The organism is Planktothrix tepida PCC 9214 (genome assembly GCF_900009145.1).
In the GTDB taxonomy this organism is placed as follows: Bacteria; Cyanobacteriota; Cyanobacteriia; order Cyanobacteriales; family Microcoleaceae; genus Planktothrix; species Planktothrix tepida.
Window position 1 is genome coordinate 1,436,712 of record NZ_LN889782.1, and the last position, 18,485, is coordinate 1,455,196.

The following is an 18,485-nucleotide window of genomic DNA, read 5'->3' on the forward strand; positions in this document are numbered from 1 at the left end:
AAATAAATTCCGTTCAGAACCCGCAGTTTAGGTTGGCATCCCAAATCCTGATGTTTGCGATTCAATTCGGGATGACCACAAAACTGGGGATTGTTCACAAGGTCAAATCAAAATTTCGTGCAATTATCCAATCGTTCTAACCAGTCAACCCTAAACCCCTTACCGAGTACAACCTCAGAGTTACCCTTTACTCTTCAAGATGTGAAAGCTGCGATTCCCGCCTACTGCTTTGAACCCTCGGTGTGGAAATCTCTGAGTTACTTCTTTATTGATATTTCCATCATTGCAGCCCTTTATTTCATCGCCTATAAACTCGATTCTTGGCTATTTTTCCCCATTTTCTGGGTGATGCAAGGAACGATGTTTTGGGCCTTATTCGTTGTCGGCCATGATTGCGGTCATGGGTCTTTCTCAAAAATCAAATGGCTAAATAACTTAATTGGCCATCTCTCCCATATCCCCATTCTTGTCCCCTATCACGGTTGGCGAATTAGCCACAGAACCCATCACGGAAATACCGGAAATATTGACACGGATGAAAGTTGGTATCCGGTGACGGAAACTAAGTTTAATATCATGCCTTGGTATGAAAAGCTATTTCGCTTTTATATCCCGTTACTGGCTTATCCGATTTATCTATTTCGGCGCTCTCCCAATCGTCAAGGGTCTCATTTTCTTCCCAGTAGCCCCCTATTTAAACCGTCGGAAAAATGGGATATTATTACCAGTACATCCCTGATGATTGTCATGGTAGGGTTTTTAGGATTCCTAACTTATCAGTTTGGATGGCTATTTTTTGTCAAATACTATTTCATGCCCTATTTAGTATTTGTCATGTGGCTGGATTTGGTCACTTACTTACATCATACCGAAGCCGATATTCCCTGGTATCGGGGGGATGATTGGAATTTCCTTAAAGGAGCATTATCGACCATTGACCGAGATTATGGGTTTATTAACCCGATTCATCATGATATTGGGACTCACGTTGCTCACCACATTTTCTTGAGTATTCCCCACTATCATTTAAGAACAGCCACAGAAGCGATTAAACCCCTTTTAGGTGACTATTATCGTTACTCAACTGAACCGATTTGGAAGAGTTTTATTCAATCCTATTGGTCTTGTCATTTTGTTCCTGATAACGGTTCAAAAGTCTATTATCAATCCGGTTGGAATTCTGACAAAACCGTTGATTAAAAACTGATCAATTCAGAAGCGGGGTTTCAGATTAGAAATCCCGTTTTTTTTTCTAAAAGTTGAAAAATTAACTCTGAATTTGATATGAACAATTTTATATGGGGTGAGAATATCTGTTTATGTCTTTTTACCAGCAAAACCTAGAAGCCTTTCTGCAACTGTTACAGCAACAACCTCAATTATTTACCGAGTCAAAACGTCAAGAATTACTTGCTGTAATTGAACCGCTACCGGATGAGATTGAAACGTTATCCGTTGCGATCGCCAGTTGGTATGAAACAGATGATGAAATTGTTGATGCTCAGTTAGATATCCTCAATAATTCTATTTTAATGGCTAATAATTCGTCTAGCGATGCGATCGCCCCATTAGCACTAGCTCGTTTTTCTAAAAATAACGTTGATGATGTCCCTAAATTGAATCAACCGTTAAATAAAGAAACCTTAAAAAAGGCTATTCAAACATTATAACTAAAAATCTGGCTTAACCCCTCCCTACAAACTGATAACTGATAACTGATAACTGGTACAGACGCGCCATGGCACGTCTCTACTGATAACTGGTACAGACGCGCCATGGCACGTCTCTACTGATAACTGATAACTGATAACTGATAACTGTAATTATTGAATTTTAACGTTTAATTGATAGGTTGCATTCCCACGAGTTCCCCCAACAATAATTTCATACGTTCCCGTTGCGGGTAACTTTAAACTAGATTGGGTGGCTTCTGTTTTTAAAACCTGTCCATTGGGAGCGATAACATCAAAAACAGCGTTATTTTCTAACGAGGTCATTTTAAGATCCATTCTCTGGCCTTGATTCGCTTTTAATAAATAAATGTCTCGACTTCCTCGAACAACAGATTGAGACACAGTAGCTGAATTTTTCCCCGGTGCGAAACGAATTTGAGAAACTAAACACGGTTGTTTTTGATAAACTACTCGTCCCGTATTCAAAGAATCACCTGTTAACGTCCAGGTTTCTTTAGTTTTTTGAGTATCTAACTCAATTTTTGTGGTAACATTTAAGGATAATTTATTCCCATTTTTCGTTCCTTGTAACGTTTGAGTATAGGACGTATAATAAGATTCTTTTTGATTATGAATTGTAGCTTCCACTCGACCCGTGACTTTATTTCCCTCAATATAAATCCGGGCAATGGAGTCCATATTATCATCAGCAACTGAAAAACAATAGCCTTGAATAGAAGCAGAGGAATTAGAATTTTGAGCCAATTGTATCGGAGGATGGCTAGGAACCGAGGCTACAACATTAATTTGGGGTGTAACATTCAGAAACGTTCCTGCAACGGCGACAAATCCTAATAATTTCATCATTATTCTTACCCGGTTGACTATTAAATATTTACTGGTTTTTAGGGTTTCTAATTCCCTGATTTAAACATTTTCTGACATAAGGTTCTGTCTTCAGGACTAACTCTTAAATTTGTTTTTAAATAATCTTGTACCCAATTGCAAGCATAAGCAAAATCATTCAAGGTTAAAACTTGATCTAAATTCCATAATATAACGGTTTTATCGGCACTGGCTGAAATCAAGGTTTTGCTATCGGGACTAAACTTAACATCATAAACTTCATTATCATGAGCATTCAAGGTTTTAACTAAAGTGCCATCCATTTTCCAAAGTTTAATCGTTTTATCTTGACTAGCAGAAGCAATAAATTTTTGGTCAGGACTAAAAGCCACCGCCATAACAGTTCCAGTATGTCCCCTTAAGGTATGTTCATCCATAAAGGATTTCAGCGATGGATTCCACCGCCACAATTTTATCGTTTGATCTCGACTAGCTGAAGCTAAAACCTGTCCATCAGGACTAAAAGCCACATCCCAAACCCCATCTTGATGACCCGTTAAAGTTTGTAACAGTTGACCCTGGAAATTCCAAATTTTAACGGTATTATCGTCAGAACTAGAGGCAATCCATTGACGTTCAGGCTGAATTGAGATTCCCCAGACTTGACCCTGATGACCCTCCAAGGTCTGGCGCAGTTTGCCATCGAGTCCCCAGATTTTAATGGTTTTATCCCAACTTCCCGAAATCAGAGATTGACTATCAGGACTAAATTTCACATCCCAAACTCCCCATTTATGCCCCTTTAGGGTTTTATCAGGTTGGGTGTTTAACAATCCTGTCTGAGTTCTTTGCCAGAGTTTAATGGTTGCATCATCAGAGGTTGAGGCTAACCAGCGACCATCAGGGCTAAATTCTACCCGATTCACCCGCCACAGATGTCCAGTTTTCAAGGTTTGTAATAATCGACCCTTATTCGTCCAGAGTTTAATGGTTTTATCTAAGGAAGAGGAAGCAATAATTTGACCATCAGGGCTGAAATTAACCCCCCAAACGGTATCTTCATGTCCAATCAAGGGCATCACCAAAGAATAGCCGATTTTCGAGAGTTTAATGCTTTTATCCCAACTCGCAGAAGCAAGGGTTTGACTATCGGGACTAAACGCAACAGCACTGACTTCTCCCAGATGTTGCCATAATGTTTTATAGGGGTTATACAAGGAAGTCGTGGAATCTTTTCGCCAAAGTTGGATTTGTTGATTCCGAATTCCTCCCGCTAAGAATTTGCCATTAGGACTAAACGCCACACCCCAAACTTCATCTTCAAAGGGGCCAAAGGTCTGGAGTAACACCCCCTCCCGACTCCAGAGTTTAATCGTTTTATCCCGACTGGCGGAAGCCAACTGTTGACTATCAGCACTCCAAGCCACCGACATCACCTCAGCTTCATGTCCGGTGAGGGTTTTTAACAATGTGCCATCGGATTTCCAAATTTTAACCGTTTGATCTTCACCTCCAGAGGCGAATCTTTGACCATCGGGACTAAAGGAAACGGTTTTAATTTTTTCAGTATGGGCGGCTATGGTTTTTAATAGTTTCCCTTCTACTGTCCATAATTTAAGGGTTTTATCAAAACTGGCGGAGATAAGTTTATCTTCGGTGGGACTAAAACTCACAGCCATCACCGGGTCTTCATGTCCAGTCAGGGTTCTAACATAAGTTCCATCGGTTTTCCAAAGTTTAATCGTTTTGTCGTTACTGCTGGAAGCCAGAAGAGGTTGACGGGGACTAAAAGCAATACTAAAAATGGCATCCTGATGTCCTATCAGGGTTTTTAACAGTGTGCCATCGGGTTTCCAGAGTTTAATCGTTTTATCCATACCCCCAGAGGCAATTAAATCTCCTTTGGGACTAAACGCTACGGAATGAATGAGGCTGGTATGTCCCAAGAGTTGATTATATTCTTGAATTCCATAAACGGATTTTTGTAAAGTTAACTGCACAGTTTCACGGGTTTCGGAATCAACATGGGGTAAGGTTTGCAATTGTTTATAAGCTTTCATCGATTGAATTAAAGCTTCAAATCGTTGATTTAGGGCAAATAAAGCTTCAGAAGATTGGCGTAAAGCTTTCATTTCATTGGTTTTTGCTTGCTGTTCATTAACTCTCGCTTGATGATATTGAAACCAACTAATTCCACTTAATCCAATGGCAATAATTAAGGCACTACTCACCGATAATAGTAAAAATCGTTGCAGTTTTGCCGTTTGTTTTTCTTGCAGGAGTCGGGCTTCTGTTTCTCGCATTTTTGCGGCTTCTAAAGCTTGCTGCATTTCCCGGCGATCTAATTCTTCACTTTTGGCTAAAAATTGATAATCTAAATCAGTAATACTGCGACCACTTGACCAATTTTGGGCTTCTTTTAAGGCTTGTCCTCGTAAGAGTCGGGAAGAATCTTGTTGATTTGATTGTACCCAGGCATCAAAAGCTTGAGAATAGGGACGCAGGCTACTGAGTTGTTGGGTGACCCAATCGGCATCAAATACTTCTTGATAAATTCGGTTTTTGACCCGGAGAATTCCGCCAGTTTTGATGGCTAAACCGGATAAAATCAGTTCTGATTGTTCGTTACTATCATCCGTTAAAACTTCTAATCCCTGAAGAATATTTTGATAGATACCGAGGATTCTTCCTAAGCGATAGTGATTGTATTCTATGCGGTTACGGATGGTTCTTAAATGTTCCGGTTCATCTTGGGATTCCCATTTATAAATTATATGCGATCGCACTAAGGATTCTACCCAAAATCCTTCCGTACCCGGAGGAATTGTTAAAACATCATTGCGGGTTTCTTGAGCCGAATTAAGTACCAATTGACAAATTTTTTGAGTTAAAAAGGGTTGTCCTCCTGTCCAATTAATAATTTCCCGCATCACAGCCTGAGCATTGGTAATTTTTTTCTCTAAGCCTGGAATTAACGGTTTAACCTCATTGAGGGTAAAGCCTTCTAATTCAATGGCTGTCCCAATATTAAAGGGGGTACGATTGCGATCAGAAATTAAATCGGATGGTGTTGCAACCCCAAATAAGGCAAAGCTAACCCGGTTATATTCAGGATTAATTGCTCTTTGGTTATAACAAAACCGAATAAAAGCAAAAAAATCATCAACTTTAAAATTTAAGCTTAAAATACTATCAATTTCATCTACAAAAATAATTAAGTTTTTATCGGGAAATTGCGTTAATAAAATATCCTCTATAAAATTGCTTAACCGTTGAACCACTGAAATATCTTCTTCTTCTTTCCACCAATTCTTTAAATTAAATTTCCCTAAAAGGTTAAATCCGCGCCATAATTCGCTAACAATTCCTTTATACCATTGTTGCGCTGTTACCATTTCGCTGCCAATGCGCGTCATGTCTAAAGTTGTACACTGAAAGCCTTCCTGTTGTAAACGATAACGAGTTTTAACCAGCAAAGAGGATTTCCCCATTTGTCGAGAATTTAAAACATAACAAAAATTCCCTTGTTTTAATTGAGAATATAAATCTGAATCCGCTTTGCGGACAACATAAGTCGAAGCATCTTGGGCTAAACTTCCCCCAATTTGATAGTTAGAATAAATCATGAGATCTAGGGAACACCGAACAGCTTAATGGGTAGCCCTATATTATTTTTTGAGCCTCTTGCCTTAAGATACTCATTAATGGTATAGGATGACAGAACATTTTAATCTGCCTAAAAATCTAACACAGATGAACAAAAAACTGGCTGTTTCTCTCTTGACTCTTCTGTTTACCGTTAATTTTCCCTTATTAGGTTGGGCCGAAACCGTGTTAGAAAAAGTAAACCGGACAGGGGTGCTGACCGCAGGGGTGAGGACGGATGCGGTTCCCTTTGGTTATACGGACAAAAATAACGCCTTACAAGGGTATTCTGTTGATTTAATTAAATTGATTCAACAGCGTTTAGAAAAACAATTGAATAAACCGATTAAATTAGACTTAAAAACCGTCACCTTAAAAAATCGATTTACTCAAATAGAAACAGGTCAATTAGATATTGTCTGTGAAGCCACCAGTATTACACCAGAACGAGAAGAAACCGTTGATTTTTCCATTCCCTATTTTACCAGTGGAATTCAACTGTTAGTCCGAGAAGCGGATGCAGAACGTTTAGATCCCACAAAAGCCTCAGAAACTCAATTAGAAACTATCCAAGAAAATAATATCACCGTTGGATTCTTACTGGGAACCACAACAGATGATGAATTCCGTCCGATTTATCCTGAAGCAAAATGGCAAGTTGTTGGTAGTCGTGCGGATGGAATTCGGCGGTTAAGATCAGAAGAAATTGATTTAATTGCGAGTGATGGAATTCTATTATTAGGTGAATTATGGGAACAAGGGGAAGACTTTAAAGCGTTTCGTTTAGTACCTGAACAACCTTTAACCTTTGAAAATTACGGCTGTATTTTACCTCAAAATAGTGCTCAATGGGGAACCTTGGTGAACCAAACTATTACCTCTCAAGAAAATACTCAACTCTGGAATCAATGGTTTGATCCTAAAACAGGGCGTTTTCCTTACCAACGTTTTCAAAGTAAAGCCAAACCTTAAAGGGGAAAGTCCTCTCCCTTTACTTTTTATTCCTCGGATCATTAGTGTCAACTTCAGCCGAAAACCTCTGATTAGATCCCCCTAAATCCCCCTTAAAAAAGGGAACTTTGAACTCTAATCCTCCCCTTTGAAAGGTAGGGGGGATCTAGGACTAGAAAACAATCAACGAACTTTCGGTAATAAGCCTATTTTTAGCCTTAAAAATATAGGTTTTAACCATTAGAGGACGGAACATTCGGTTTTATTAACCGTTGAATACTAACGTATATTGCTAATAGCATTACTCCTACCGATAGGAAACTAAATAAAACCGTTCCCATTGTGAATAAACCTACAACCAGGGTACGAACTGCTGTTGATATTTGAATCACCGTAAAATTCTCGGATTGAATGGGTTTGTTAGCGAATTTTTCAGCGATAATATGGGTTAATTTATAAAAGACTAAGGCAACTCCCCCATACATTAACCCATTCGTAATACAACGGAATAAATTAATAGTATCTGTTTGTGAGGTCGTTTGAGGTGTTTTAGAAGTAGGTTCAGTCATAGTTTATGAGTGTGCTAAACGAATACCAGTAGAAATAAATTTTGCTGTCCAAAACTCTAATTCTGGGTTAGCGATTTGGGTTTTTACAGCTTCTAAAACCCGTAAAGCTTCGGCTTCAGATTCTGTTAAGGCAAACACCGTTGGCCCGGAACCGGACATCATGGTTCCCAGAACACCTTGAGCCTCAAAAGCTTCTCGAAGTTGTAAGACTTGGGGATATTCGGGTAAGGCGACTTTCTCTAAATCATTGTGCAGTAATTTACCAATTTCTGCCCCATCTCGGTGCATAATTGCAGAAACCATCGGCCCAGAATGAACCCGTTGTTGGCGAGTTTGTAAATCCTGGGCTGCTGAAATGTAGGTATCGTTAAACTGTTGACGATAGGTTTTATAAGCCCAAACTGTCGAAATTCCCAAGTTCCGATATTTAGCTAAAACCACATACAAATGATCTAAATTTGTGAGGGGAGAAAGGGCTTCACCTCGTCCCGTTGCTAAAGCAGTTCCGCCTTGAATACAAAAGGGAACATCGGAACCAATTTGAGCCGCTAATTCTTCTAATTCACTTTGAGTTAAACCTAATTGCCACATTAAATCTAAACCGACTAAAACTGCCGCTGCATCTGTTGAACCTCCGGCTAAACCTGCGGCTATAGGAATATTTTTTTTGATATTAATTTCCACTCCCCCAAATTGTGCCATAGCATCGGGGAATTGTTGGGCTAATAATGCCGCCGCCCGATAAGCTAAATTGGTTTGATCATTGGGAACTTCTGCATGAGCACAGCGCACACTAATGGTATCAATTCCAATCGATTGAATGTCAATTTGATCGGCTAAACTAATACTTTGGAGTACCATCGCCAATTCATGATATCCATCGGGGCGATCGCCTATAATTTCTAAGTAGAGGTTAATTTTTGCCGGAGCAATTAAAGAATAGGAACGCATTTGTATTCAGAAGTCAGGAGACAGGAGACAGGCAACAGGAAACAAGAAATACACAGACTATATATCTGTTACTAATTCCGTTGTTTCCAGAAGATTAGCCAAATTTACCCATTGTTCAACGCTGAGGTCTTCGGCGCGAACTTGGGGGTTAATCTCTAATTGTTCCAGTAATTGGGTTAATTGATCTCGACTGACCACACTTTGTAAATTATTTCTTAACATTTTGCGTTTGCTGGAGAAGCCTAATTTTAGTAAGGTTTCCAGATAGGACGGGTTAGAGGCGGGATGTTCGATGGGACGGGGACGCAAACGAATCACCGCAGAATCCACTTTTGGCGGGGGATAAAAGGCTTTTGCGGGGACATCACAGATATAATCGCAGTCGGCGAGATATTGGACTCGCACAGACAACGCTCCAAAGGTTTTAGACCCTGCATGGGCGGTGATGCGTTGGGCGACTTCTTTTTGAACTAACAGGACAATTAATTCATAGGGGTTGGGGTTTGGTTCCGCAATGGTTCCTAATAATTGTTCAACAATTGGCCCGGTAATATTATAGGGAATATTAGCAACAACTTTATTAAGATTTTGGAAATTGGGAAAATCCTGTAATTGCCCCTTAATATCTAGGGTTAAAATATCTCCTTGTAGCAATAAAAAATTATCCAGATCTCCAAATCTTTTAACCAGATTTTTGCATAAATCCGTATCAATTTCGACCGCGACGACAGATTGAGCCACCGATAGCAATTGAGTGGTTAGAATTCCGGTTCCAGGGCCGATTTCTAATAACCGATCTGAAGGAGATAATAATGCAGATTTAACAATTTTACTTAACGCTTTTTCGCTGCGTAACCAATGTTGAGCAAATTGTTTTCGAGGTTGGGGCGATCGCATAGATGAATTAAATAATGGGACTACCATGATGATGAATTAAATACCATTTATTCGCCATCCGAGTATAAATATTCGTTGCCATTGATGTTGCTTGCAGGCGACGGCGACCGACAATTTGCATCACATTTTCTGTTAAAATAACATAAGCAATATCTCCATTAATTTCCGTTGAGATAACCTCAGTTTCAATTTCCAAATATTGAGTGGCTTTAAAAATTTGCTCCCAGGAAGCTCGAATTGCTTCCCATCCTTTCACCGCTTTCCGTCCAGGGTGAATGCAAACCGAAGCAGTTCCCTTTGACCAAATGGTACTCATTGCTTCTAAATCCTGTTTTTCAAAAGCTCGATAAAACGCTTTATTGATCGTTAATACAAGTTGTTCATCCGTCATAACGCTGAAGTAGGGTGAGGGGGTGAGGGAAGCCAGAATAAGCGGATCTCTTCACAAGTGGCCCGAATTATGTCAGTATCATTTCCAGCATCAGGTGTTAGGGATCGGTTAACGGTTAACCGTTGGCTATCAACCGTCAACATCAGAATGTGACAGACTCGCTCAACTTCTCACCCAAAATAGGCCGTGTCAAATCGAACTCAATTGTTAGTTAGTCGTGTTTTAGTGGCTGTGATTGCCATGACCACACCACAAATTGCTCAAGCTACGGAAATTGTAGCTCAAGCCAACCCCCAAGCCAACAAACAGCTTAATGATTTGTTAGAACAGGGCCGAAAGTTGGTGGATGCTGGAGATCTGGAAAATGCCATTACCATCTATACCCAAGCGGTTTCTTTAGATCCTAGAAACGCTAAAATTTATTCCGGGATTGCCTATTTAGAAGCGTTACGCGGTAACTTCCAAGTTGCGGCTCAATATTATCAAAATGCCTTAATCCTAGAACCGAATAATGCAGATTTTCAGTATGGTTTAGGGTTTAGTTTAGCCAATTTACAACAATATGATGCGGCGGCGGATGCCTATCGTCGAGCGACAATGCTCAAACGCGATAATATTCAAGCCCATCAAGGATTAGCAGCAACGTTATTCCGTAAAGGAGACTATAAGGGGGCGATTCAAGCTTATCAAACGATTATTACTCTTGATCCTCGCAATTGGCAAGCCTATTCTTCAATGGGAATGGCATTTCTGAAGCAAGAAAACGTGATGAAAGCCTTAGAAGTGCTGCAACAAGCGGCGATGATAGCACCCAATGAAGCGAGTATTCAAATTAAATTAGGGGCGGCTTTACTTAAATATGGCGATCGCAATGGGGGTGTTGCCGCCTTTGAACGTGCCGCCCAACTCGCTCCCCGTGATGGCGATGTGCAATTCCAAATTGGTGAAATTTTTAAAGCTGAGGAAAACTGGGAAGCCGCCAGCCAAGCTTATCAACGGGCTTTAGCGTTAAAACCAACTTTGATGGAAGCGAATGCAGCCCTTGGAGAATTGCAACTCGCACAACAAGATTATGTCGGGGCAATTATTAGTTATCGTCGGGTGATTGAAAATAATCCCAATGATGCCTCTGCCCATTTTAATATGGGATTGGCACTGAAAGGACGAGGCAGTCGGGAGCAACAAGCGATCGCTTCTTTTCAAAAAGCCTTAGAACTTTATCAGCAACAAGGCAATCCCGAAGGCGTCAAGAAAACCCAAGCTGCTTTACAGCAATTACAACCGAAGAAAAAGTAAATTGATGTCATTAGCGATCGCATTTCCCTGAAAAACTAAGTTTTTGATAAGCTGTTTTTAGGAAGGTGCGATCGCACAAAGTCATATCAAAAACCTGTGTCATCATCTGTAGCAAACATTTAAAGATGGAATAAGTACCCAAACATAATTATTGACACATTTCTAATTCTCTATTCCCTGCGAAGCACTGAGCTTGTCGAAGTGTTCCCTGTTCCCTCTTGAAAATAGGAGTATTCACCGATGCAACTGGAAGATTATTTTGACTTTCAACGACCTGATGATATTCGAGTCAAAGGAACGCGAATCGGAATTGAAACCATCCTATATGATTTCATTCATCGTGCTCGTACTCCCGAACAAATTGCTCAAACTTATCCATCTCTTAACTTAGAACAAGTTTATGCGACTATCCTTTATTATCTACACAATAAAGAAGCCGTTAGTAACTACATTGCAGATTGGTTGGAGTGGAGCCACCAGCAACTAAAAGCACAACAACTTAATCCATCCCCTTCTGCTATTCGCTTGAGAAAACTAAGAGCCGAAAGAGAGGCTATCGAGAAAGGATAATGCCTTTAAAATATTTGCTGGATGAAAATGTAGATCCGATCTACAAAATAGGATTAAGTAAAATTGAGTCAGATTTAATCGTTTGGGCTGTGGGTGAACCTTACTCTCCCCCTAGAGGTACTTTAGATCCAGAAATTTTACTTTGGTGCGAGGAGTATAATTTTATATTGGTGACGAATAACCGTAAATCTATGCCTGTCCACTTGCTCGATCACATCAACGAAGGTCGTCATATACCAGGCATTTTTATTCTCAATGTTAAGTTAACTGTGGGGCAAAATATTAATGAGTTGATTTTCTTAGCACAGGTATCTTTTGAAGGTGAATATCAAGACCAAATTATTCATTTGCCCCATAGTTATGTTTTAGGAGTGCAATAATCGCCCCTAACAAATTATCCTGACTAGGGGAAACCTGTGCAAGGGTACTTCCAAGGTTTCATCAATTATCCAGAGTTAGTCTATTAAATGCTGTTAATACCAGGTCATGATTTACCTATAGGGGAATTTCAGCCGGATTTTTGACCTCAGTTTAAGGAATAAAATTAAAAGGGGAGGTTGAGAAACCCAGTTTTTTGATTGTTGTGAAATTTTTGGAACTGTTTCAGATTTGCTTAGTCCTATTTTTTAGGGTACATTATAACAATTGCCAAAACTTAGGATATAGACACTTGACGGGTACGAGTGGGGGGAACCTTGCCCCTACGACTGTTAACTGTCTGTTCTCCACACCTTTCTTTTTCTCCTGTTTCCTACTATCAATATTATTTCTGAGTGAGGAGTCCAATATGACCGCCAGAGTCAACACTCAATTTTTATCTCAATCTTTTATCGCTACTGGTATTAGCCTAGCCACTTTATTCTTATTAGGACAACCTATAAAAGCGCAAACTTCGGTTTCACCGGAAACGGTCAGTTCTTCATCTTCTACGGTTGTTCCTATCCTTCCCGCTCAAAACCTCAACCCGGATGTTCCCCCCTTAGATGACCCCGGTTTATTTTTACCATCCTTAGAGCAGCCAAGACGTCTGGTTCTACGGTTGGGTCAACGTCGGGTTTATCTCTATCAAGGAGAACAAGTTGTTGTTAGTTATCCCGTTGCTGTGGGTAAAGAAGGATGGGAAACGCCGACGGGGAATTTTAAAGTGATGCAAAAAATTGAAAATCCCGTTTGGCAAGACCCCTGGACGGGAGAAGTTCGTTCTCCAGGCCCTAATAGTGCGTTAGGATTACGTTGGATTGGGTTCTGGACAGATGGAAAAGATGTGATTGGGTTTCATGGAACCCCTACAATCAATTCAATTGGACAAGCCGCCTCCCATGGCTGTGTCAGGATGCGGAATGAGGATGTTGTAGCTTTATTTGAACAGGTGGAAGTCGGAACTCCGGTTATTGTTGAACCTTAAATATTTGATGTTCTATAGAGATTTTCAGGAATCACATCGAGTTCAAACTCATCTGATTCCTTTTTTGATTGTCTCAAAAGACATCAAAGATCTGATAAGCTAAGGCGTATTAAGGTTATTTGAAAATTAATGCTCACCCAAGGGGAGGAATGATGGCGCGGAAACGTCTTTCCGATATGGTACGGCAGGAAACTGAAAAAAGTGCAACGGCTGAAGTGGAAGTTGTCGTCGATGAAAGTGGGGTTGGAGTTCAATCGACTGCCTCACCTACAGAATTTGAGGCTCAACCCGACTTATTAGAGAAAATTGTTGAGTTGAAAACACATTTAGAAACGGCTCAAAAACAAGAACATTCCCTTCAAGAAAAAGTTTTAAAATTACAAGCTGAATTAGATGATAAAAATCAATTTATTGACCGCATGAAAACCGAAATTCAAGAGGCAGATTTAAAAGGAAAATTACAAAAAGCGCAAGAGGCTGCGTTACAATTATCCGAGGCAAATTCTAAATTAATTGATGAATTGAAAAACCTAAAGGAAGAAAATGAATCGTTGAAAAATGCCTTACAACTTAAAGCGCAACCACCACAATCTAAAGCCATTGTCAAACCCAAGGCTACATTAATCCCTCGTCCCTATTCTTCCCCCTCTCAACCTGTTTCTAATGATGATTTTTCCAGTAGCACTTGGTTGCTGTAGAGACTAATATAAAAGAAAAGGGCGAGAAAACCTCGCCCCTACATGGATTAATCGGTTAATCTCTAAGCGGGATTAGCTTGCAAACGCTGCTCTAATAAGCGACGAATCGATGCTTTTTCAATAAATCCCACTAACACCCCATTGCGAACAACGGGTAATTCATTTAATTGTTGTTGTTCTAAGACAGTTACCACGTCTAATAGTGGTTGTTGAGCATCAACAGTTGTTGAAAATTCCACAGGTTGCATCACTTCTTGAACTTGAATTAACGGCCATTGAGAGGTCGGAATTGTTTTCAGGTCATCCCCACTAATTTGACCGACTAATTCCCCGGCTTCATTGGTAACTAAAAATTGACGAGTTGCGGTTTTTCCAATAATATAATCGTTGACAAAGGTTCGTAAAGAAAGGGTTTGAGGAACAATCGGATTTTCATCAACTAGGGCATCCTCTGCGGTAAATTGAGATAATTGATTGCGGAGGGTGGCATCTTTGGCTAAAATTCCGGCATTACTTAACAGGAACCAACCGATTAAAATTGTCCAGAAATTAATCGAACCTCCGGCAAATAGAGGTAAAAATCCTAATAAAATTGCTAACCAACCAAATCCTTGACCGACGCGACTGGCAAATACAATGCCTTTAAATTGATTACCTGTAATTTTCCAGATGAGTGCTTTGAGAATATTGCCACCATCGAGGGGTAAACCGGGAATTAAATTAAAGACCGCTAAAGCTAAATTGACATAAGCTAAGAGATTAATTAAGGCTGTTAATGGGGCTGCGATGGTTAAAGAAGAACCCATCAAAGTTAACCCAACAAACAGGAATAAACTCACTAATGGCCCAGCAATGGCAATCCAAAAAGCCCCAGCAGGTGTTTTTGCTTCTTGGTCTAAACTGGCTAATCCACCAAACAAAAATAAGCTAATTGATTTAACGTTAATTCCTTGTTTGATGGCGACAAAACTATGACCTAATTCATGGGCTAAAACAGAAGCAAATAACAGTAACGCAGCAATTAATCCTAATAGGAATGGCAGTCCTAAACCCAATTGGGGAAATTGGGCTGCTAAACTTCCGCCATAACTTAAGGTCATTAATGCCAGAACAATAAACCAGGAAACATTAATATAAAAAGGGATTCCGAATAAATTACCGACGCGAATAGAGCCATTCATGTTGGCTACCTCTCAACTCATCCAAAAGCCAATTCAACTTCTGGTTGTTCATAACCCTATCGTAACGAATTGTAAAAAAACTGAGCAATCCGCCCCAGGTTGTAAATACTAGACGATTGAGTACGGTTTTCCGCTTTGACAATCAAGAAATACTCAGGCATTGTTCTTATGAAATTGGGTTTCTCAACGTCCAATCTCGATTTTATCCCCTTAATTAGAACCGGAAACCCGGTTTCTGGGGTGAACTCTAAACTTGATAATAAGAACGATACCACTCTACAAATCGTTGGACTCCCACTTCAATTGAAGTATTGGGTTGAAAGTTTACATCTTGAATTAAAGCATCGACATCAGCATAGGTCATGGGCACATCTCCGGGTTGAATGGGCATAAAGTTTTTAATGGCAGGTTTACCTAATGTTGCTTCTAATACTTCAATTAAATGCAACAATTCAACGGGTTGATTATTACCAATATTATACACTTTATAGGGGGCTGTTGTATGTTGATTTTCACCCGGTTGAGGAATTCTATCTAAGGTACGAATTACGCCTTCGACAATATCATCAATATAGGTAAAATCTCGTTGCATTTTTCCATAATTAAACACATCAATGGGTTTATCTTCGAGAATGGCTTTGGTAAAAATAAACATTGCCATATCGGGACGACCCCAAGGGCCATAAACAGTAAAAAATCGTAATCCCGTTGAGGGAATATTGTATAAATGGCTATAACTATGGGCGATTAATTCATTAGCTTTTTTAGTTGCTGCATATAAGCTGACGGGATAGTCTACATTATCTTCAACGGAAAAGGGAATTTTCTTATTTTCCCCATAAACGGAACTGGAAGAGGCATATACTAAATGTTGAATTTGAGAATGGCGACAGCCTTCTAAAATATTCAAAAATCCGACTAAATTACTATCAAGATAAGCATAGGGATTTTTTAAAGAATATCGTACTCCTGCTTGGGCGGCAAGATGAGCCACTCGTTCAAAATTTCCCTCAGTAAATAACTGATTCATTCCCTCTCGGTCAGCTAAATCTAGTTTTTTAAAAGTAAATCCTTCCCGATTTTTTAATTGGTCTAAACGGGCGTGTTTCAGAGACACATCATAATAATCATTAATATTATCAATTCCGATAACAGTATCTCCTCGGTCTAATAACCGTTGACACAAATGAAATCCAATAAATCCAGCCGCACCAGTGACTAATAAATTTGCCATTTTTTTATAAACTCCAGTAGTGAATATGAGAGGGAATTAAATTAGGGTTAAGAACAGACTTGACATCCATCACGACACCTTTATTTCCTAAACACCCTAATAGTTTTTCTACAGGAAGGTCGAGGTAAGTTTGATGGGGAACCGCAAGAATCATCGCATCTAGGTTCAATAAATCTGACCACTTTACTAATGTCATAGCATATTCTTGTTGAGTGGCAACAGGGTCAGCTAAGGGGTCATGAATTAACGGTTGAATTCTAAATTGATGAAGTTCCGCCACAATATCAGGAACGCGACTATTGCGTAAATCAGGTACATTTTCTTTAAAGGTTAATCCTAAAATTCCAACTTTTGCACTAGGAATGGAACAATTGGCTTGAATTAACAGTTTAACTAAACGTTGAGCTAAATAAGTTCCCATGCTATCATTAATCCGTCTTCCCGCTAAAATAACTTGGGGATGATAGCCTAATTCTTCGGCTTTTGCCGTTAAATAATACGGGTCAACACCAATACAATGACCGCCAACTAATCCAGGGGTAAAAGGTAAAAAGTTCCATTTGGTTCTAGCTGCATTTAATACATCTTGAGTGCGGATATTTAAGTGATCAAAAATAATAGCTAATTCATTCATTAAAGCAATATTTAAGTCTCGTTGAATATTTTCTATCACTTTCGCTGCTTCTGCAACTTTAATCGAAGGTGCACGATAAACCCCGGCTTGAATAATGCAGCTATAAACTTCAGTAATACTATTTAAGGTGGGTTCATCTTCTCCTGAAACCACTTTCACAATTTTTTCTAAGGTATGGGATTTATCCCCCGGATTAATTCGTTCTGGAGAATAGCCTAATTTAAAATCAATTCCTTGTTTTAAACCAGAAATTTGGGCTAATATTTTACCACAGATTTCTTCTGTTACCCCTGGATAAACCGTTGATTCATAAACAATAATATCTCCGGGTTTTATTACTTTTCCTAAGAGTTCAGAAGCTTTAATTAAGGGGGTTAAGTTGGGTTGATTATTTTTATCAACAGGCGTGGGAACTGCTACAATATAAAAGTTACAGTCTTTTAAATCTTGAAGAGATGCTGTAAATTTTAAAGATGAATTTTTTAACCGTTCTGGGTCAATTTCTCCGGTAATATCAATTCCTTGTTTTAAAGCTTCAACTCGTTCTAGTTTAATATCAAATCCAACGGTTTCGGGGAAAACTTCAGCAAAGGCAATGGCAACAGGTAAACCTACATATCCTAAACCAAGAACAGCAATGCGATGGGAATGAGAATACATTATGATTTGAAAGATAAAAGATTAGGGGATTATGACATCGAACAAGAATTAATCACGTCACCCGCCGTTCTAAAAGTATACCCTAATTGTTGTAACCAATATAGTAAACAATTTAGGGTTTTTAAGGCTGAACCTTGTTGACGAGTATACCATACTTTTGCTCCCCAGGGAATTGATAAATCCTCGACGGAATAGGCTGGAATAAAATCAAAGGGGTGCATATAAACTTGAACAATAGGCGGAAGGGGAGAAACTGAGGATAACAGTTGAATTAAGGATAATTGAAATAAATCAATCCATAATAACCCCATCGGTAATGGAATTAAGGGTAAACTATTAACGGGAATTTCCCAGATATTATCTTGTAAATAGGGTTCAATTGGAACATTTTGATTATTAAACCGAGAAGGCATTTTTCCAGCAAAAACCGAGGAATCATACTCATAATTAGTTTGTTTTAAATACTGATATAATCCTTCAGGAATTCGAGCTTGAGGCGCACGAAATCCTCGTATTTTTTGACCTGTATACTCTTCTAAAATCGCTTTTGATTTTGCTAATTCTTTGATAATCTCATCTTTTGATAGTTCAGGCATTTTTCGATGGGTAAAACCATGAGAACCGATTTCAAATTTTTTTTGAATCGAAATATTAATTTCTTCTTGAATATAGGGAACAATTTCTCCATTAATAAATAAAGTTGCGGGGCATTGATATTGATTTAGAATCTCAAAAATCTTCGGTAAACCCACTTTAACTCCTCGAATTGTTTCTGTAGAAGCGGGAAGTCTTCCTCCCCAGTCCGTTTCAACATCAATGGAAATAATTGCTGTTTTAGATAATTTTTGATTCATGATTTTATCCTCCTAACTCTGTAAGGGCGG

At 39.2% G+C, this 18,485-nt stretch carries 18 protein-coding genes; 8 read left to right on the plus strand and 10 right to left on the minus strand.

Annotated features, from left to right (window positions below):
* Positions 1-117: 117 nt before the first annotated feature.
* A complete protein-coding gene (locus tag PL9214_RS09245) occupies positions 118-1,200 on the plus strand; it encodes a DUF3474 domain-containing protein (protein ID WP_072718452.1) in 1,083 nt (360 codons plus the stop codon).
* A gap of 119 nt (positions 1,201-1,319) precedes the next feature.
* The gene (locus PL9214_RS32245) at positions 1,320-1,670 is read left to right on the plus strand and encodes a hypothetical protein (protein WP_072718453.1); all 351 of its coding nucleotides are present in this window, start codon (positions 1,320-1,322) and stop codon (positions 1,668-1,670) included.
* A gap of 153 nt (positions 1,671-1,823) precedes the next feature.
* On the opposite strand, the gene PL9214_RS09255 is transcribed toward PL9214_RS32245, so the two are convergent.
* Positions 1,824-2,540: a hypothetical protein gene (locus tag PL9214_RS09255; RefSeq protein ID WP_186440319.1), complete on the minus strand. Its 717-nt coding sequence runs from the start codon at positions 2,538-2,540 to the stop codon at positions 1,824-1,826.
* 47 nt (positions 2,541-2,587) lie between these two features.
* Entirely contained in the window at positions 2,588-6,145 is a 3,558-nt protein-coding gene (locus PL9214_RS09260) for an AAA-like domain-containing protein (protein ID WP_072718455.1), read from the minus strand.
* Positions 6,146-6,272: 127 nt separating this feature from the next.
* Between PL9214_RS09260 and PL9214_RS09265 the strand changes: the two genes are divergently transcribed.
* A complete protein-coding gene (locus PL9214_RS09265; protein ID WP_072718734.1) occupies positions 6,273-7,136 on the plus strand; it encodes an amino acid ABC transporter substrate-binding protein in 864 nt (287 codons plus the stop codon).
* Positions 7,137-7,348: 212 nt separating this feature from the next.
* On the opposite strand, the gene PL9214_RS09270 is transcribed toward PL9214_RS09265, so the two are convergent.
* The 4 genes from PL9214_RS09270 to PL9214_RS09285 are packed head-to-tail and all read right to left on the minus strand — an operon-like array spanning position 7,349 to position 9,923.
* A complete protein-coding gene (locus PL9214_RS09270) occupies positions 7,349-7,684 on the minus strand; it encodes a DUF3082 domain-containing protein (RefSeq protein ID WP_072718456.1) in 336 nt (111 codons plus the stop codon).
* 3 nt (positions 7,685-7,687) lie between these two features.
* Complete coding sequence (gene ispE / locus PL9214_RS09275; protein ID WP_072718457.1) at positions 7,688-8,635, minus strand: 4-(cytidine 5'-diphospho)-2-C-methyl-D-erythritol kinase; 948 nt, start codon at positions 8,633-8,635, stop codon at positions 7,688-7,690.
* 57 nt (positions 8,636-8,692) lie between these two features.
* Positions 8,693-9,532 (minus strand): 16S rRNA (adenine(1518)-N(6)/adenine(1519)-N(6))-dimethyltransferase RsmA, encoded by an 840-nt coding sequence (gene rsmA, locus PL9214_RS09280; protein ID WP_072718735.1) that lies wholly within the window; start codon positions 9,530-9,532, stop codon positions 8,693-8,695.
* A 7-nt stretch (positions 9,533-9,539) separates the two neighbouring features.
* Entirely contained in the window at positions 9,540-9,923 is a 384-nt protein-coding gene (locus tag PL9214_RS09285) for a nuclear transport factor 2 family protein (RefSeq protein ID WP_072718458.1), read from the minus strand.
* Between the two features lie 186 nt (positions 9,924-10,109).
* Here PL9214_RS09285 and PL9214_RS09290 point away from each other — a divergent pair, with 186 nt between their 5' ends.
* The 5 genes from PL9214_RS09290 (at position 10,110) to PL9214_RS09310 (ending at position 13,892) form a co-directional block, all read left to right on the plus strand.
* Positions 10,110-11,219, plus strand: coding sequence for a tetratricopeptide repeat protein (locus PL9214_RS09290; protein WP_139295002.1), 1,110 nt, complete (start codon positions 10,110-10,112; stop codon positions 11,217-11,219).
* A 240-nt stretch (positions 11,220-11,459) separates the two neighbouring features.
* Complete coding sequence (locus PL9214_RS09295; protein ID WP_072718459.1) at positions 11,460-11,789, plus strand: DUF433 domain-containing protein; 330 nt, start codon at positions 11,460-11,462, stop codon at positions 11,787-11,789.
* The gene (locus PL9214_RS09300) at positions 11,789-12,169 is read left to right on the plus strand and encodes a DUF5615 family PIN-like protein (protein WP_072718460.1); all 381 of its coding nucleotides are present in this window, start codon (positions 11,789-11,791) and stop codon (positions 12,167-12,169) included. The genes PL9214_RS09295 and PL9214_RS09300 overlap by 1 nt, the downstream gene beginning before the upstream one ends.
* Before the next feature lie 407 nt (positions 12,170-12,576).
* Positions 12,577-13,194: a L,D-transpeptidase gene (locus PL9214_RS09305; protein WP_072718461.1), complete on the plus strand. Its 618-nt coding sequence runs from the start codon at positions 12,577-12,579 to the stop codon at positions 13,192-13,194.
* Positions 13,195-13,343: 149 nt separating this feature from the next.
* Positions 13,344-13,892, plus strand: coding sequence for a hypothetical protein (locus PL9214_RS09310; RefSeq protein WP_139295003.1), 549 nt, complete (start codon positions 13,344-13,346; stop codon positions 13,890-13,892).
* Positions 13,893-13,954: 62 nt separating this feature from the next.
* Here the strand turns inward: PL9214_RS09310 and PL9214_RS09315 are convergent, their stop codons facing one another.
* The 4 genes from PL9214_RS09315 to PL9214_RS09330 all read right to left on the minus strand — a co-directional run bounded on the left by PL9214_RS09315 (position 13,955) and on the right by PL9214_RS09330 (position 18,455).
* Complete coding sequence (locus PL9214_RS09315) at positions 13,955-15,073, minus strand: site-2 protease family protein (protein WP_072718463.1); 1,119 nt, start codon at positions 15,071-15,073, stop codon at positions 13,955-13,957.
* 247 nt (positions 15,074-15,320) lie between these two features.
* Positions 15,321-16,307: an NAD-dependent epimerase gene (locus PL9214_RS09320; RefSeq protein WP_072718464.1), complete on the minus strand. Its 987-nt coding sequence runs from the start codon at positions 16,305-16,307 to the stop codon at positions 15,321-15,323.
* A gap of 4 nt (positions 16,308-16,311) precedes the next feature.
* Positions 16,312-17,601 (minus strand): nucleotide sugar dehydrogenase, encoded by a 1,290-nt coding sequence (locus tag PL9214_RS09325; protein WP_072718465.1) that lies wholly within the window; start codon positions 17,599-17,601, stop codon positions 16,312-16,314.
* A gap of 29 nt (positions 17,602-17,630) precedes the next feature.
* A complete protein-coding gene (locus PL9214_RS09330; RefSeq protein WP_072718466.1) occupies positions 17,631-18,455 on the minus strand; it encodes a polysaccharide deacetylase family protein in 825 nt (274 codons plus the stop codon).
* Positions 18,456-18,485 lie beyond the last annotated feature (30 nt).

Coding starts and splice junctions, on each gene's coding strand:
- PL9214_RS32245 (WP_072718453.1), top strand. CDS start 1,320: ATGTCTTTTTACCAGCAAAACCTAGAAGCCTTTCTGCAACTGTTACAG.
- PL9214_RS09255 (WP_186440319.1), bottom strand. CDS start 2,540: ATGATGAAATTATTAGGATTTGTCGCCGTTGCAGGAACGTTTCTGAAT.
- PL9214_RS09260 (WP_072718455.1), bottom strand. CDS start 6,145: ATGATTTATTCTAACTATCAAATTGGGGGAAGTTTAGCCCAAGATGCT.
- PL9214_RS09265 (WP_072718734.1), top strand. CDS start 6,273: ATGAACAAAAAACTGGCTGTTTCTCTCTTGACTCTTCTGTTTACCGTT.
- PL9214_RS09270 (WP_072718456.1), bottom strand. CDS start 7,684: ATGACTGAACCTACTTCTAAAACACCTCAAACGACCTCACAAACAGAT.
- ispE (WP_072718457.1), bottom strand. CDS start 8,635: ATGCGTTCCTATTCTTTAATTGCTCCGGCAAAAATTAACCTCTACTTA.
- rsmA (WP_072718735.1), bottom strand. CDS start 9,532: ATGCGATCGCCCCAACCTCGAAAACAATTTGCTCAACATTGGTTACGC.
- PL9214_RS09285 (WP_072718458.1), bottom strand. CDS start 9,923: ATGACGGATGAACAACTTGTATTAACGATCAATAAAGCGTTTTATCGA.
- PL9214_RS09295 (WP_072718459.1), top strand. CDS start 11,460: ATGCAACTGGAAGATTATTTTGACTTTCAACGACCTGATGATATTCGA.
- PL9214_RS09300 (WP_072718460.1), top strand. CDS start 11,789: ATGCCTTTAAAATATTTGCTGGATGAAAATGTAGATCCGATCTACAAA.
- PL9214_RS09305 (WP_072718461.1), top strand. CDS start 12,577: ATGACCGCCAGAGTCAACACTCAATTTTTATCTCAATCTTTTATCGCT.
- PL9214_RS09310 (WP_139295003.1), top strand. CDS start 13,344: ATGATGGCGCGGAAACGTCTTTCCGATATGGTACGGCAGGAAACTGAA.
- PL9214_RS09315 (WP_072718463.1), bottom strand. CDS start 15,073: ATGAATGGCTCTATTCGCGTCGGTAATTTATTCGGAATCCCTTTTTAT.
- PL9214_RS09320 (WP_072718464.1), bottom strand. CDS start 16,307: ATGGCAAATTTATTAGTCACTGGTGCGGCTGGATTTATTGGATTTCAT.
- PL9214_RS09325 (WP_072718465.1), bottom strand. CDS start 17,601: ATGTATTCTCATTCCCATCGCATTGCTGTTCTTGGTTTAGGATATGTA.
- PL9214_RS09330 (WP_072718466.1), bottom strand. CDS start 18,455: ATGAATCAAAAATTATCTAAAACAGCAATTATTTCCATTGATGTTGAA.